The sequence below is a fragment of the Leadbetterella sp. DM7 genome (genome assembly GCF_040829825.2).
Taxonomy (GTDB): domain Bacteria; phylum Bacteroidota; class Bacteroidia; order Cytophagales; family Spirosomataceae; genus Leadbetterella.
Window position 1 is genome coordinate 159673 of sequence record NZ_JBFOLH020000008.1, and the last position, 15144, is coordinate 174816.

At 48.5% G+C, this 15144-nt stretch carries 10 protein-coding genes and 1 pseudogene; 8 read left to right on the forward strand and 3 right to left on the reverse strand.

Features of this window, described 5'->3' with window-relative positions; all coding sequences use genetic code 11:
- Nucleotides 1-755 precede the first annotated feature (755 nt).
- Nucleotides 756-2249, forward strand: coding sequence for a recombinase family protein (locus AB2U10_RS11355; protein ID WP_367914586.1), 1494 nt, complete (start codon nt 756-758; stop codon nt 2247-2249).
- Here AB2U10_RS11355 and AB2U10_RS11360 read toward each other — a convergent pair.
- The 3 genes and pseudogenes from AB2U10_RS11360 to AB2U10_RS11370 form a co-directional block, all read right to left on the reverse strand.
- A pseudogene (locus AB2U10_RS11360) lies at nt 2224-3282 on the reverse strand (YifB family Mg chelatase-like AAA ATPase); the annotation flags it as partial. The gene AB2U10_RS11355 and the pseudogene AB2U10_RS11360 sit on opposite strands and share 26 nt — an antisense overlap.
- Before the next feature lie 95 nt (nt 3283-3377).
- Entirely contained in the window at nt 3378-5924 is a 2547-nt protein-coding gene (locus AB2U10_RS11365; protein WP_367914585.1) for an adenosylcobalamin-dependent ribonucleoside-diphosphate reductase, read from the reverse strand.
- A 415-nt stretch (nt 5925-6339) separates the two neighbouring features.
- Entirely contained in the window at nt 6340-7806 is a 1467-nt protein-coding gene (locus AB2U10_RS11370) for a M28 family peptidase (protein WP_367914584.1), read from the reverse strand.
- Nucleotides 7807-7916: 110 nt separating this feature from the next.
- Here AB2U10_RS11370 and AB2U10_RS11375 point away from each other — a divergent pair, with 110 nt between their 5' ends.
- From AB2U10_RS11375 to AB2U10_RS11405, 7 genes are all read left to right on the forward strand, one after another.
- Nucleotides 7917-9986 carry a S9 family peptidase gene (locus tag AB2U10_RS11375; protein WP_367914583.1) on the forward strand — a complete coding sequence of 690 codons (2070 nt, stop codon included), beginning with the start codon at nt 7917-7919 and terminating at the stop codon, nt 9984-9986.
- Between the two features lie 152 nt (nt 9987-10138).
- Nucleotides 10139-11854, forward strand: coding sequence for a DUF6089 family protein (locus AB2U10_RS11380; protein ID WP_367914582.1), 1716 nt, complete (start codon nt 10139-10141; stop codon nt 11852-11854).
- A gap of 129 nt (nt 11855-11983) precedes the next feature.
- Nucleotides 11984-12937 (forward strand): hypothetical protein, encoded by a 954-nt coding sequence (locus tag AB2U10_RS11385; protein ID WP_367914581.1) that lies wholly within the window; start codon nt 11984-11986, stop codon nt 12935-12937.
- Entirely contained in the window at nt 12930-13781 is an 852-nt protein-coding gene (locus AB2U10_RS11390; RefSeq protein WP_367914580.1) for a sulfotransferase domain-containing protein, read from the forward strand. The genes AB2U10_RS11385 and AB2U10_RS11390 overlap by 8 nt, the downstream gene beginning before the upstream one ends.
- Before the next feature lie 19 nt (nt 13782-13800).
- The gene (locus AB2U10_RS11395) at nt 13801-14067 is read left to right on the forward strand and encodes a PqqD family peptide modification chaperone (RefSeq protein WP_367914579.1); all 267 of its coding nucleotides are present in this window, start codon (nt 13801-13803) and stop codon (nt 14065-14067) included.
- Nucleotides 14060-14578: an adenylyl-sulfate kinase gene (gene cysC / locus AB2U10_RS11400; protein WP_367914578.1), complete on the forward strand. Its 519-nt coding sequence runs from the start codon at nt 14060-14062 to the stop codon at nt 14576-14578. Before AB2U10_RS11395 ends, cysC begins: the two co-directional genes overlap by 8 nt.
- Nucleotides 14575-14994, forward strand: a complete 420-nt coding sequence (locus AB2U10_RS11405) for a lasso peptide biosynthesis B2 protein (RefSeq protein ID WP_367914577.1) — start codon at nt 14575-14577, stop codon at nt 14992-14994. Before cysC ends, AB2U10_RS11405 begins: the two co-directional genes overlap by 4 nt.
- The last annotated feature ends 150 nt before the right edge of the window (nt 14995-15144 follow it).

Genomic DNA, 15144 nt, shown 5'->3' on the forward strand with positions numbered 1-15144 from the left:
CAAATGGGGGCTTGTTACTTATAAGCACCGAAGTACCTATAAGGATTTGTTTACATATATGAGTGTATACAACCTTATCTCCTTTGTCAACTATATTGTTGATAACTAACTTAGTTGGAAGCTAGCTCAATCACTGCGTTTTTGTGTTCTCCACAGTCTTGTATCAATGTAGTTGTCATGAAAGTCCAAGAACCGATATGTTCGTAGAGTAACAAAGAGGAGTGAACAGATAATTAAACAAAAAATGGTATATAGCTTTGAAGGTGTAATATTGCCTTTTAAAGCCATAAAAAACTCCGACAGCTTATATCCATATATTGTAACGATTAGAAGTATAAGCGGGATAAGATACGTACGTCCTTTAGAATGAAATTGATTAAGCGTACTAATTATCAACGCTAGGAAACAAAGAATGGTAGATACAATAATACTGCATACTAAAGCTAGGAGTATAAGACGAATTGTGCCTGATTGGATGATACCACTGACGTATTCCAGAAAGCCCCAGGTTACTAATCGATACGGTACCCAAAGCAGTACTCCGGCAACAAAATAAAAAACGGCATATTCTCCGTATCGTAAAAAAGTTTTCATGGCTATAAGGGGTATAGGTTTGAGTACCATAAAGTTATGTATTTTTGTCTTAGGGATAAGAATGTAAAGCAAACTTTGTCTTCTTGTCTCTATCGGACACCCCCACATACTTTGTACGATAAGAATAGAAATATTCTTTAATACAAAACTAAATACTACGTATGGAAACAGTTAAACAAGTAGGGATATGGATACGTGTCTCTACAGATATGCAAGTACAAGGTGAAAGCCCAGAACACCATGAACAGAGGGCACGGTTCTATATACAGTCACGGGGGTGGGAGGTCGTAACGGTTTACCGTCTTGATGCCGTAAGTGGCAAAGAGGTAATGCCACACCCGGAGGCCCAGCGTATGATAAAAGATATTCGTAGTGGAAAAATCACGGGATTAGTCTTTTCTAAACTGGCACGTCTTGCAAGAAATGTTAAGGAGTTACTTCAGTTTTCCGAAATTTTTAGAGAAGAAGGTGCAGATTTAATTTCTTTGTCAGAGAGCATTGATACGAGTTCTGCGGTGGGAAGAATGTTCTTTGTCCTCATGTCTGCTATGGCAGAATGGGAGAGAGAAGAAATCTCAGGTCGTGTAGCCGATTCAGTACCAGGTAGAGCTGAGGCGGGTAAACCGTTAGGAGGACAGGCGAGCTTTGGCTATAAATGGAATAAGTGGAGATTGGAAATTGACCCCACAGAGGCACCTATCAGAAAGCTAGTGTATGAATTATTCATACAGCATCAACGAAAGAAAAGAGTTTCAACAATCCTAAATGACCTGGGTCATCGTACCCGTAATGGCTCTCAATTCTCTGATACCACTGTAGATAGACTGCTTCGAGACCCAACAGCCAAAGGAGAGCGACGGGCGAACTATACAAAGAGTTTGGGGGATAATAAGCAGTGGATTTTAAAGCCAAAAGAGGATTGGATAACAGTATCATGTCCGGCAATTATTGATGCCGAAACATGGGATAAATGCAATCAGATTTTGGATGAGCAAGCCGCGAGAAATAGGCGTTCGGGCAAAAAAACGCGATACCTGCTTGCTGGATTAGTCAAATGTTCATGTGGCAAAACAATGTATGTTATTAGCAGCGCTCGGAACTATACCTGTACGAAGTGCAAGAATCGCATATCAGTAGATGACTTAGATGAAATCTATCAAGAGTATCTCAGAGGTTATCTACATGATGTAGAACCAGTGACCTATCTTAATGAAGGAATGGCGTTGTTACAAGAAAAAGAGCAGCTTTTGGAGACTACCCAAGAGAAACGTAAAAAACTTCGTAAGCAAATGGACGCATTGATTCCGCTTCGGTTAGAAGGGGAATTAGATAAAGAGCACTTTGCAGAGTTGTATAAACCCTTAGAAGAACAGGTACACCAACTAGATGTATCTATTCCAGAGCTTGAAGCTGAAGTTGATTATTGGCGTATTCAACTGACTATATCTGATGCGGTTTTAAGTGAAGCAAAGACTCTGTTTAATCAGTGGGAGATTATGAGTTTTGACCAAAAGAGAGGAATCGTTGAGACAATCACCGAATTCATTACGATAGGCAAAGAGGATATTACAATATCACTGGCATATCTCCCTCCTTCTTCAAATACACAAAATAGTCAACACAACCTCAGGGATTCATGCTGGCGATCAACATGAAGCTGGCCGGGTATTCTACCGCCAGGCGGGTTCGCGAAATAACCACTTTTCTTTCTTCCAGCGGTTGGCGCATGACCTCCAGAACGGTCCGTTTAAATTCCGGCAGCTCATCCAGAAACAATACCCCGTTATGGGCCAGTGAGATTTCTCCGGGCTGGGGGAAGCTCCCGCCGCCTACCAGCGCTGCATCTGAAATGGTATGGTGGGGGTTCCGGAAAGGGCGCCTTGAAATTAAAGAAGAAACTTTGTCGAGCTTACCGGCTACCGAGTGAATTTTAGTGGTCTCGAGAGCTTCGGTGAGGGTAAGCGGGGGTAAAATGCCCGGCAAACGTTTGGCAAGCATGGTTTTTCCTGCCCCCGGCGGACCGATCATGATGGCATTGTGCCCTCCGGCGGCCGCTATCTCCAGTGCGCGTTTGATATTTTCCTGCCCCTGTACATGCGAGAAATCTGCTTCGTAGTCGTTTACCGTATGAAAGAAGAGGTCGCGGGTATCGGTGACGGTTGGAGGAATATCTTTTTCGCCAGTAAGAAATTCTACCGCTTCTCTAAGGGTTTCCACGCCGATAACGTCCAGGTTGTTAACAATAGAGGCCTCCAGGGCGTTTTCTTTGGGTAGGATAAAACCTTTCAGCTTTTTGGCCCGTGCTTCTATAGCTATAGGCAAAACGCCCCGGATAGGCCGGAGTTTTCCGTCGAGCGAAAGCTCCCCCAGGATAATATACTCTTTCAGGTCTTTTTCATAAACCATGTTTCCCCCTGAAGACAGGAGGCAGATGGCAATAGGAAGATCATAAGCAGAGCCTTCTTTACGGATATCGGCAGGGGCGAGGTTGATGATGGTTTTGTACCTCGACTGATCATAACCGCCGTTTTTAAGGGCGGCATCTATACGCTGAAGGCTTTCACGTACGGCATTGTCAGGCAGGCCTACTACGCTCAGCCCGAATCCGCCTTTCAGTACACTGATTTCAACCGTTATGAGTGTGGCGCTGACGCCGTACACAGCGGCCCCGTTAGTTGTGGATAACATAATTTTATAGGTATTGTAGTGTTACAATAAAACAAAAACAAGCTCTGCAAAGTTCAGGTAAGCATGGGGTTTTTCTTCATGTTCAATAGCTGATCTCACCCGCATTTTGAGCTGCCGCAGTCCTTGCAGGTCAGGCAGCCTTCCTGGTACATCAGGTTGGTCGAGTTGCAGTTCAGGCATTTCTGTCCTTTCACCTCTGTCTCGTCGGGAATAAACTTCTTAAGGGCCCGTACCACCCCGTTTTTCCAGGTGTTGATCGACTCGCTGTCCAGCTGGAGGGAGTTGATCAGCTCTACTACCTTTTCAGTAGGCATTCCGTGGCGCAGAACTCCCGAGATCAGCTTGGCGTAATTCCAGAATACCGGGTCAAATTTATGGGATAACCCCTCAATGGTGGTTTTGTACCCCCGTTGATTGGTGAACCGGAAGTCGTAACGGGAATTTCCCTCTTCGTCGCGATTCTTAATGATCGAGCCCTCATTGACCCAGCGGGGAAGCAGGATACCGTCTTCGTCATCGGCGAGCCCGGTGAAAATTTCATAGGGCCGGTCGTCGATCTTACCAATAAAGGCGATCCACTTTTCTTTTTTGTTCTGGAACCGTACCACATCGGCCTCCAGCACCTGCGGGCGCTTGAGAGGGAAGGGCATATTGCCTTCTTTTTTGGTTTCAGTAGCACTGACCAGCACACCCGAACGGGAGCCGTCGCGGTACACCGTAACCCCTTTGCAGCCGGCCTCCCAGGCCGTAACGTACAGTTCATTGACCAGGTCTTCGCTGGCTTCATTGGGAATGTTAATGGTCACCGAGATAGAGTGATCCACCCATTTCTGGATCTGTCCCTGCATTTTTACCTTGTTTACCCAGTCCACATCGTTAGAAGTGGCCTTATAGTACGGCGACTGCTCAATCAGCTCGTTGATCTCCCGGTCAGAAAAGTTTTTTGCAGTATCTATGCCGTTTACCTCCATCCAGGTTTTGAACTTATGATGGAACACCACGTATTCTTCCCAGGAGTCGCCCACTTCATCTACAAAATCTACCCGCACATTCTTATCGTTGGGGTTTACTTTCCTCCGTCTTTTGTATACCGGCATAAAGACCGGCTCAATGCCTGAGGTGGTCTGGGTCATGATTGACGTACTGCCGGTGGGGGCAATGGTCAGTAGGGCGATATTTCGGCGGCCATACTCCTGCAGGTCATTGTACAGGGCAGGGTCAGCCTCTTTTATCCGCAGCAGGAAGGGGTTGTTCTTTTCTTTGTCTGCACGAAAGATCAGGAAAGCCCCCCGTTCTTTAGCCATTTCCACAGATGCCCGGTAGGCCGAAAGCGCCAGCGTCTGCTGCACCCGGACAGAAAACGCGATACCTTCTTCACTTCCGTAGCGGATGCCCAGAGCAGCCAGCATGTCGCCTTCAGCGGTGATGCCTACCCCGGTTCTTCTGCCCTCCCGGGCTTTGTCGCGGATTTTCAGCCACAGGTTTTTTTCTATTCTTTTGATTTCCTTGTCTTCCGGATCCTGGTCTATTTTGTCGAGGATAGCATCAATCTTCTCCAGCTCCAGGTCAATGATATCGTCCATCATCCGTTGGGCCGCGTTCACGTGCTTTTTAAACAGGTCGAAATCGAACCGGGCCTCAGGGGTGAACGGGGCGGTTACGTAAGCGTAGAGGTTGATGGCCAGCAAACGGCAGGAGTCGTAAGGGCACAGGGGGATTTCCCCGCACGGATTGGTAGAAACCGTTCTGTACCCCGAGTCGGCATAGCAGTCGGGCAGCGATTCCCGGATGATGGTATCCCAGAAAAGAATGCCGGGCTCGGCCGATTTCCAGGCGTTATGAATAATTTTTCGCCAGAGCCTGCCGGCCTCAATTTCTTTCCAGCTGAGGGGTTTGGCACTGAATGTAGGATATTTCTGGATATACCTGCCGTTATTTTTAACGGCACGCATAAACTCGTCGTCGATACGTACCGAAACATTGGCACCGGTGATTTTCCCGGCTTCCAGCTTGGCGTCTATAAAATCTTCCGCGTCGGGGTGGTTGATCGAAACCGATAGCATAAGCGCTCCGCGGCGACCGTCCTGGGCCACCTCGCGGGTAGAATTGGAGTACCGTTCCATAAAAGGAACGAGTCCTGTAGAGGTCAGTGCCGAATTTTTTACCGGGGAGCCCTTCGGCCGGATATGCGAGAGATCGTGCCCCACGCCACCGCGCCTTTTCATGAGCTGTACCTGCTCCTGGTCTATCTTCATGATACCGCCATACGAATCACCGCCGTCACCGTCGTTTCCAATCACAAAACAATTGGAAAGCGAGGCGATCTGGAAGGGATTACCGATACCGGTCATGGGGCTGCCCTGGGGAATGATGTACCGGAAATCTTTGATCAGGTCGTATATTTCCTCGTAGGGCATCGGGTTGGGGTAGCGGGCCTCTATCCGGGCTATTTCACCGGCGATCCGGTGGTGCATGTCGGCCGGAGATTTCTCATAGATATTGCCTTCCGAGTCTTTGAGCGCATACTTGGTCAGCCAGACGCGTGCAGCCAGGTCATCTCCTTTAAAGTAGCTCAATGCTTCAGCAAATGCCTCTTCGGAAGTATATTTCTGTGTATACGTTTCCTGTATCGGTGTATCCATTGGTAAGTGATTTAAGGTTTGTGAAGTTACAGAAATATAACGATAGGAAGAGCATAGAGATTCAAAAAGTTGTCAAAATATTTTTTTACTTTATTTAAAATAAATAAGTTATGATTTTAATCATAAAAAAATGTTGACAAATTATGTAAAGCTTTGATTACCGGTCTACATTCCGGATAAAAGAGTTGGGATCATAAATTAAAAAAAGCTGCTTAAAAAGTATACAAATTGCTGCATCGTTTCCGGAAGCCGCCTCCGGTCACCTGTACCGTATGATCTTCCGTTCCAACGCTTCGCATTTTGCTTACTTTTTAAGCAGCTTCAAGTCCATCCATATTCATCTGCCCCTTCTCTGCAGGGGTACTTTTGGATAGCCTCTTCATCAATTGCCCCGCAGGGATGCCCTTTCAGAAGACTATTGCTCCCATTTCCATTCTTTACCGATAATGAGCTCGTTTTTCAGGTTATGTTTGATCAGGAAATCACGCGTCTCCGTGCTGTTACGTCTTTTCGCAGGGAGGTCATCGCCGTTGGCCAGCGCGTACAGCATCATAGCGGTAAAACGCACGTTGTTATTGATCTGGTCTTTGTCGATAAGGTCAAAGCGGTCGCAGTTGGCATGGTAGCAGCCGTAGGCTTTCACCGGGAAGGAGCCCGACGGTGAGCAGATAGGAACACCGTTCAGCATAAACGGCTGGTGGTCGCTGTGCAGGCCGGCACCGTTGCTGACTGCATTGGCATAGCTGCTGTCTACCTGTTGAATAATCCGCCCGATCTCCTCCATACGCTTTTTAAGAAGGTCATTTCCCCCGGCACTGAAGCCTCTTACGTTATTCACCATATCGAGGTTCATCATCAGCCCTACTTTCTGGATCTCTTTGGTTCTCTCCAGCTCTTTCACCATGTATTTTGAACCCAGGAGCCCCTGTTCCTCACCCATAAAAAGGACAAATTCTATGGGGCGCTTGGTTTTCAGATCCAGGCTTTTGAACACCCGGGCAATATCCATAATAGAAAAAGAACCCACTCCGTTATCCATAGCACCGGTAGCCAGGTCCCACGAATCGAGGTGCCCGCCGATGATTATTTTTTCATTCCTGTATTTTTTGGAAGTACCGGGCAATGAAGCGATCACGTTACGGGCCCGGATAGGCCGGCTGAAGTTCATCATATCAATAACAGCCAGGATGTTTTTCTCGTCTTTTATCCATTTGCGCATGCTTTTACCCGATTCTACGGATACGCAAACGGCAGGGATCGGGATCAGCTCGCCGGTAACAGAGGCGGTACCGGTCAGTAAAACACCGCCCTGTACGGCATTGGCAATGATCACGCCTTTGGCACCGTAACGAATGGCAAGCGCTGTTTTTTCAGAACGGTGGAGATTCTTTTTCCCCTTGTTTTTTTCGTCCTGGATATTAATATTGAAAAGGGCTATTTTGTCTTTCACCTCGGCTTTCACAGCTTCAAAGTCGCTTTCCAGCCCGTCACCCACATCTACTATCTTAGCGGTAATATGCGATGAAACGGGTGAATGGGCCAGCGCCACAACCTCATAGTCCACGAAATTGTCGCTGTTTTCGGGTACCAGGGAGAGGCTCACGGTATCTCTTGCCCAAGCCTCTACGTTAAACTCCTGGAAGCGGGCATCGGTATAACCGTAGCTTTTAAGCAGGTTCAGCGCATATTCTTCGGCTTTTTTACCGCCGGGGCTGCCCGTCAGGCGGTGCCCGATGCTTTCTGTGGCCTCCCCGAGCGACGCATAGGCGCGTCCGTTTTGCATAACATCGCTGTTGATACGTTCGAAGACAAGACGGAGGTCGTCATTTTTTACAGTAAATGCGCAGATCGCAGCCAGTAGAATGATAACAGGAAACTTCATGTTATACCGATGGTTTAGAATTTGTATCTTTGTATAAAAATTGTGCCTAAAGATAAGAATTTTGTTTTTTGTACAAGTATTTCTTTGGCGGAAAAACTAAACAAACCTATATGGCGGAAATCATTTCAGGCAAAGGGCTGCAGGCCCCGAAGGCTGCGCAGCGACCACACGAGATCACTACACACGGCCATACCCGTACCGATAAATATTACTGGCTGAAAGACCGCGACAACCCCGAGGTGATCGATTACCTGAACGCTGAAAATGCATATCTCGAAAAGGTCATGGCTCCCTTAAAAGGCCTGCGCGAGGAGCTATTCTCGGAAATGAAAGGCCGGATCAGGGAAGATGACGAGTCGGTTCCTTATAAAGAAGGAAATTACCTGTACTATACCCGGTTCATTACCGGCGGAGAATACCCGGTGTATTGCCGGAAAAAAACAGGAAGCGAAACGGAAGAAATTCTGCTGGACGGCAACGAAATGGCCGTGGGTTCCGATTATTTTCATGTAGGCGGACTGGAGGTGTCTGATAACGACCAGCTGCTGATCTTTGCTACAGATACCGTAGGCCGGCGAAATTATACGCTCCGGGTCAAAGACCTGGTCACCGGGGAGATCCTGGGAGAGGAGATCCGGCATACAGAAGGCGGAAATTACGCCTGGGCAGCGGATAACCGCACGTTTTACTACGTTTTGCGTGATCAGCAGACCCTGCTGGGCAATAAGGTATACCGGCATAGCCTGGGTACGGCTGCCACGGAAGATGAATTGGTCTATGAAGAGACCGATAACCAGTATTATATGGGCATTTTCCGGATGAAGTCGAAGAAATACGTTGCCATAGCCTCTGAGCACATCGGGGTGGCCAGTGAATTTCAGCTGATCGATGCCGCCGATAACCGGGCCCGGCCCGTTACTTTTCTGAAAAGAGGAGACCGGCATGAATATGCAATAGAGCATTACGAAGACCGCTTTTACATCCGTACCAATCGCGATGGCGCCGAAAACTTCCAGCTGATGGAAGTCAGGGAAGAAGATGCGCATGACCCTTCCCAATGGAAAGTAGTTATACCGCACCGGGAGGAGGTCTTCCTGGAAGGGCTGGAGATCTTTAAAGATTTCCTGGTGGTACAGGAACGGAAAGAAGGCCTGATTCATCTCCGCATCATCCACCAGGAAACGGGCGATGAGCATTACCTGGATTTCGGTGAAGCGGCCTATACGGCTTTTATCAGTGTAAACCCTGAGTTTGATACTCACCTGCTTCGTTTCGGGTATACCTCGCTGACCACTCCGCGGTCTGTTTTTGATTACAATATGCAGACCCGCGAAAAAATCCTGCTCAAAGAACAGGAGGTGCTGGGCGATTTTGACAAAAGCAACTACCGGTCAGAGCGGCTGTTTGTTACCGCCCGTGACGGCGCCCGTATACCTGTTTCGCTGGTGTACCGCAAAGATACCCCGCTTAACGGAACGGCCCCCCTGCTGCAATACGCCTACGGATCGTACGGAGCTACCATGGATGCGGCCTTCAGTTCGGGGCGCTTAAGCCTGCTGGACCGCGGTTTTGTGTACGCTATTGCGCATATCCGCGGCGGACTGGAAATGGGAAGATACTGGTACGAAGAGGGCCGGATGTTCCGGAAAAAGAATACCTTTAATGACTTTATTGACTGTTCTAAAGCCCTTATAGCATTACAATATGCAGCAAAAGACAAGCTTTTTGCAATGGGCGGAAGTGCCGGCGGGCTGCTGATGGGGGCAATCATGAACGATTCACCCGAGCTGTACCGGGGTGTGGTAGCGGCTGTACCGTTTGTAGATGTGGTTACCACCATGCTGGACGAGTCTATCCCGCTGACCACCGGAGAGTTTGAAGAGTGGGGCAACCCGAAAGACCGGGCGTCTTATGAATACATGCTGTCGTATTCTCCCTACGATAACGTGGAGGCCAAAGCCTACCCGAATACCCTGGTGACCACCGGTCTGCACGACAGCCAGGTGCAATATTGGGAGCCGGCCAAATGGGTGGCCAGGCTGCGGGAGCTGAAGAAAGATGATCATCTTTTGCTGCTTCATACCGACATGACCTCGGGCCATGGCGGAGCCTCGGGAAGGTTTGCCGCTTTGAAAATAACAGCGCTGGAATATGCCTTTTTACTCGATTTAGCGAAATAATAAAATATAAATTTGAACAATAATTGCGTAAATAATTTTAATAAAAACTATTTTTGTTCTACTTTTGTGCAGAGCTTAGGAGAGGATAAAGCAGAAAAGTCGATATTTTAAATTAATTTTAATTCACAATATTTATATCACTTACTAACAAAATGAACAAGTTAAGAGTTTTAATTCTAGCTTTCTTTGCTTTCGGTACATTCGCCGTAAATGCACAGGACTCTTGTCAGGTATGTAAGCCATATCCCTGGGAAATTGGTCTTACAGCAGGCATCAACCAGTACTTCGGTGATATGCACTGCAGCAGGCCATACGCTTCGCAAAACAGTTTCATGGGAGGAGTATTTGTCAGAAGACACCTGAATGACTTCTTTTCTTTGAGACCTCAGATCTTGGTTGGCCGTTTAGCGGGTAGAGATTTAGACAGCCCGATCGACCAATGGGATTACAGAAGATTACGTTTCAAATCATCCCCTTTTGTAGAGGCAGCCTTGTTAGGAGAATATTATCCTTTCAGAGAGCGGCGGTTTACCTGTGACGGATTCCTTAAAAACGGCCTGTCACCGTACCTGTTTGCCGGAGTGGGTGTAACTTATTCAAACCCCACCATCACACAGGAAGGGGGCGCCGCTTTCCCTGTAAATGCTTCCCTGCTGGCACAGGACCGCGAGCACATGGATAAATTCGGGAATCGCCTGGGCGTGGTTTTCCCGGTGGGTGTGGGTGTAAAATACAATATGTCTAACCGCTGGACCCTGGGACTGGAAGCCGGTTACCGGTTCTCTACTTCCGATTATCTTGACGGCCTTTCGTTGGCTGCTAACCCGGACCGTAAAGACGGTTATTTCCTGGGTAACGTGCTGGCATCTTACCGGTTCGGAGATAAAGACAGCGACGGTGACGGTGTAGTAGATAAATGCGATATGTGTCCCGATGAGATCGGCCTTCCCAAGTTCCAGGGATGTCCTGACAGAGACGGCGACGGTATTATAGACAAATTTGACCTTTGTCCTGATGTAGCCGGTTCACACGGTCTTCAGGGATGTCCGGACTCTGACGGTGACGGTATTGCTGACAAAGATGACCTTTGCCCTGATGTGGCCGGTCTGGCTTCTTTGCAGGGATGTGCCGACAGAGACGGTGACGGTGTAGCCGATAAAGATGATGCATGTCCTGATCAGGCCGGAACAGCCAACGGTTGTCCTGACTCTGACGGTGACGGTATTGCCGATAAAGACGATGCCTGTCCTTACTCTGCCGGAACAGCCGAACTGAACGGTTGTCCTGATGCTGATGGTGACGGTGTGGCTGACAATGCTGATAACTGCCTGAACAAAGTAGGTTCTGCAGCAGCAGCGGGTTGCCCTGACGCAGACGGTGACGGAGTGCCTGATGTAGCAGACAAATGTCCTAACCTGGCAGGTCTGGCATCAAACGGCGGATGTCCTGAAGATTACAGAGACGGTGTGCCTCTGCTTAAAGGATTTAAATCAGCCAGCGGTTGCTCAATTACCAAAGATGAGCTGGATATCCTCAGCTATGCTGCACAAAGCATCGAGTTCCATCCCGGAACCAGCCGGATCAAAGCCGCTTCCAACGCGCAGCTTCAGAAAATCTGTGACGTGATCAAAAGATGTAAAGATGCGAAGCTGACCATCCGTACTTACAACGACGGTCCTGCAGATGCTAAAAACCTGAAGCTGGCTACTTCAAGATCAGCAGCGGTATACAACTACTTCCTGAGCAAAAAATGTATTGACAAGTCAAGACTTTCTTACGAAGGAGCCGCCGATGAAGATCCTAACAATGCCTACGTAAACGCGGCAGGTATCAAGTCAGGTTCAAGAACCGAATTTATTCTGAAATAAGAAGTAACGAACAATAAGAAAAGGGAGCACAGGTTGCTCCCTTTTTTGTTTGGATTATTTCGTGCAGGAAACTATTTTTGCAGAAATCCGGCAGATAAAACCCACTCCGGATCTCAAGCCTGAAAACCTATGAACTACTCGTATATGGCATTCGGATTGCCGGTGCTCTCTGACCTGGAACTGGTTGCATTAATGCCTGTTACGCACTGGGATGAAACCCTGCGGCCTGTAAGGGTTCATGTAGGTGAAGTTCCCGGGGAGCTTGAAAATCCGCCTTTGGAAGTAAAGCCGTTTACGGTATTTAATGAGCGTGAATTCCTCTATTCCGTACCTGAAGTGGGCCGTTACTATGTACGTGACGGCGAAACCGTTATCATTCAGCCGGTTAGCCGGGACTGGAATACCGTCCTGCTGTTTTTCTACTCCAATGCCATGGCCGCCGTCTTGTTCCAGCGGGATATCATTCCTTTTCATGTTTCAGGGGTATTTATTGAGCCGGGCAGGGTATTGCTGTTTGCAGCCCCTTCACGCACCGGGAAATCTACCACAGCCGTAATGCTGGAACAGAAGGGTTACCCGGTTTTTACAGACGATACCGCCGTTTTGACCCTGGAAAACGGGAAGTGCTATGCCTGTGCGTCGTATCCTATGATGCGCTTATGGGAGAGCACCATTGAGCAGCAAACGGTTTGGAATGAGCAGGAGAAACGCCGGCTGCGGAGCGATATTGAGCTGAATAAATACGGGTTTCATTTTCATAACCGTTTTACTGTTGAACGGGTGGAGGTAGCCGGGGTCGTATTCTTGGAAGAGCAGGGTACTGAAGTAGTGATTGACCGGATCAGGCCCACCCTTTTTATGCAGCTCTTCGGAAACAATATCTACCGGCCCCAATGGCTTTTGGGCATGAAAAAGCAGGTGCTGCAATTCAAAACACTGAGCGGTATCGTCAATACCCTTCCGGCCTGGAAAGCCTCGCGGCCTAAGGGAGTGGCGACTTTCAGGCCCTTTGCCGATGCCATAGAAAGCGGGATAATCACCGGGATGCTTCATTCTGAATTCTCCGGAAATGCGTATGAATAAAGAAGACCGGAACGGGATAGTATGGCTGGCGTCTTATCCCAAATCAGGAAATACCTGGTTTCGGGCCTTTTTAACGGCGTTGACCAGCGGGGGAGAGCCGGATATCAACAGCATGGATACCGATGGTATTTTTTCGGGGAAAAACCACTTGGAAGCAGTGCTGGATATGAATGCCGACTACCTGGACTTCAGACAGATCGAGCGTTTTCAGCGGATCGCTTTTACGCACCTGGCAGAAACCAGTAAGCGGCCACTCTTTATCAAGATTCATGACGCCTTTACCTTTTCGGAGACCGACGGCCAGCCGCTGATCCCGGAAAACTGCAGCCGGCAGGGTATTTATTTTGTAAGAAACCCCCTGGATGTGACCCTGTCACTGGTTAACCACCTGGGGAAACCGGTAGACCGGGTAATTGAAAAGCTGATCACCAATAAGGAGGCCACTTTTCTCCCCCAAAAAATTACGCCGAACAGCCAGTTTCATCAACCGTTAGGCACCTGGTCAATGCATGTGGAGAGCTGGCTGAAGTACCCCTCTTTCCCGGTACATATTATGCGGTACGAAGACATGAAAGAGAGGCCCTTTGAAACCTTTAGTAAGGCGGTAGAGGCCCTTGGACTGGAAGCAGGCCCGGAGCAGATCAGGTGTGCCATTGAAAACACCCGGTTTGAAAAGCTTCAGAAAAAGGAAGAAGAGGCCGGCTTCCGCGAAAAGCAGATCCCCTCGTCCCGTTTTTTCTTTAAAGGGCAAAGCGGCAGGTGGAAGGAAGAGCTGACCGGGGAACAGATTGAAAAAATACGAAAAATCAACGAGCCGATGATGCGCAGGTTCGGATACTGGTAAAATAAACAAATGATACTATATGGCCTATACACTGAATGAAGAAAAGATACTCTTTACCCGGCTGGGCGAGGAGGGAGTGATTTATGATATGGAGAAAAACGAATACGTTTCGTTGAACGAGACGTTTTTCAGTATCCTGAAATACCTGGAAGAAGGCCTGGAAATCCAGGCGGTTATCAGCCGCCTGTGCGAAGAATATGAGGTAGATGAGGAAGAATGCCGGAAAGAGGTGGAAGAAGCGGTTGAGAAGCTGGTGGAGCGGAAATTTATCCTGTTTCATGCGTAAGCCCGCCGTGATCTGGCTGACCGGCCTGAGCGGTGCGGGGAAGACTACGGTGGCCCGTAAGCTCGCAGAATTGTGCCGGGAGAAGGGGATTTGTCCTGTACTCCTGGACGGCGACGAGATACGAAAGGTAACCGGCCAGGGTGGTTTTGACGAAGAGTCACGCAAGGCTCATAATTTGCGGGTAGGGCAGCTGGCGGCCCTGTTCGAGCAGCAGGGACACCTGGTGATTGTATCTATGATAGCTCCCTATGCGGGTACCCGGCAGGCCGTCAGGGAAATGTGCCGCTGCTACGTGGAAGTGTTCACGGATACCCCGTTGGAGGTATGCATCCGGCGTGATCCCAAAGGGCTGTACCGGAAGGCCCTCAGTAACGAAATTTCGGAATTTACCGGGATATCGGCGCCGTACGAAGCTCCTGACGCTCCCGAACTCCGTATCGACACTTCGGTGAACGATGCGCAGGAGTGTGCCGGGATGATCTGGGAATACTATAGCGGTTTGAAGAAGTGAAGAAGATACGCCGGTTCATGCATTTAAGTGCCAGGAGAAAGCTGCTGTTTTTTGCCTCGGCAGCCCTGTCGTTTTATGCCTGGGTTTTAATGCGGTACTTCAGGGAAAAGGCCCGTTTTGACGGAAGGAAAACACAACCGGTCAGGGAGGCAGATGCTGAGCTGATAAGCGATATTCGCTGGGCAATCTTTACAGCGGGCCGGTATATCCCCTGGGAAAACGTATGCCGGCATCAGGCCTACCAGGCCATGTGCCTCTGCCGCTATTATAAAATTCCCTGCCAGGTTTTTGTGGGGTTCAAAAAGAATAAAGATACCGGGCAAATTGAAGGCCATGCCTGGACGCGCGTTAACGGGGAGTTTGTAACCGGTTTTTGTGAGCCCGAAGAATACACCGTGCAAGCCGTATATTCATGATACTACGGCCGGTTTCCTATAAAAAGGGATATTCAGTAAATAGAATTGAAATCGGTTGTTGAATAATTTTTTGACAGCCGATTTTGTTTTTTTAAAGAAATGCTAGCCAGAGATTTTGCTGATGGGATACTATGTTGTTGTCAAGGGCCT

What these genes read in the sequence shown, in the direction of transcription:
- AB2U10_RS11355 (WP_367914586.1), top strand. Translation starts at nt 756, where the DNA reads ATGGAAACAGTTAAACAAGTAGGGATATGGATACGTGTCTCTACAGAT.
- AB2U10_RS11365 (WP_367914585.1), bottom strand. Translation starts at nt 5,924, where the DNA reads ATGGATACACCGATACAGGAAACGTATACACAGAAATATACTTCCGAA.
- AB2U10_RS11370 (WP_367914584.1), bottom strand. Translation starts at nt 7,806, where the DNA reads ATGAAGTTTCCTGTTATCATTCTACTGGCTGCGATCTGCGCATTTACT.
- AB2U10_RS11375 (WP_367914583.1), top strand. Translation starts at nt 7,917, where the DNA reads ATGGCGGAAATCATTTCAGGCAAAGGGCTGCAGGCCCCGAAGGCTGCG.
- AB2U10_RS11380 (WP_367914582.1), top strand. Translation starts at nt 10,139, where the DNA reads ATGAACAAGTTAAGAGTTTTAATTCTAGCTTTCTTTGCTTTCGGTACA.
- AB2U10_RS11385 (WP_367914581.1), top strand. Translation starts at nt 11,984, where the DNA reads ATGAACTACTCGTATATGGCATTCGGATTGCCGGTGCTCTCTGACCTG.
- AB2U10_RS11390 (WP_367914580.1), top strand. Translation starts at nt 12,930, where the DNA reads ATGAATAAAGAAGACCGGAACGGGATAGTATGGCTGGCGTCTTATCCC.
- AB2U10_RS11395 (WP_367914579.1), top strand. Translation starts at nt 13,801, where the DNA reads ATGGCCTATACACTGAATGAAGAAAAGATACTCTTTACCCGGCTGGGC.
- cysC (WP_367914578.1), top strand. Translation starts at nt 14,060, where the DNA reads ATGCGTAAGCCCGCCGTGATCTGGCTGACCGGCCTGAGCGGTGCGGGG.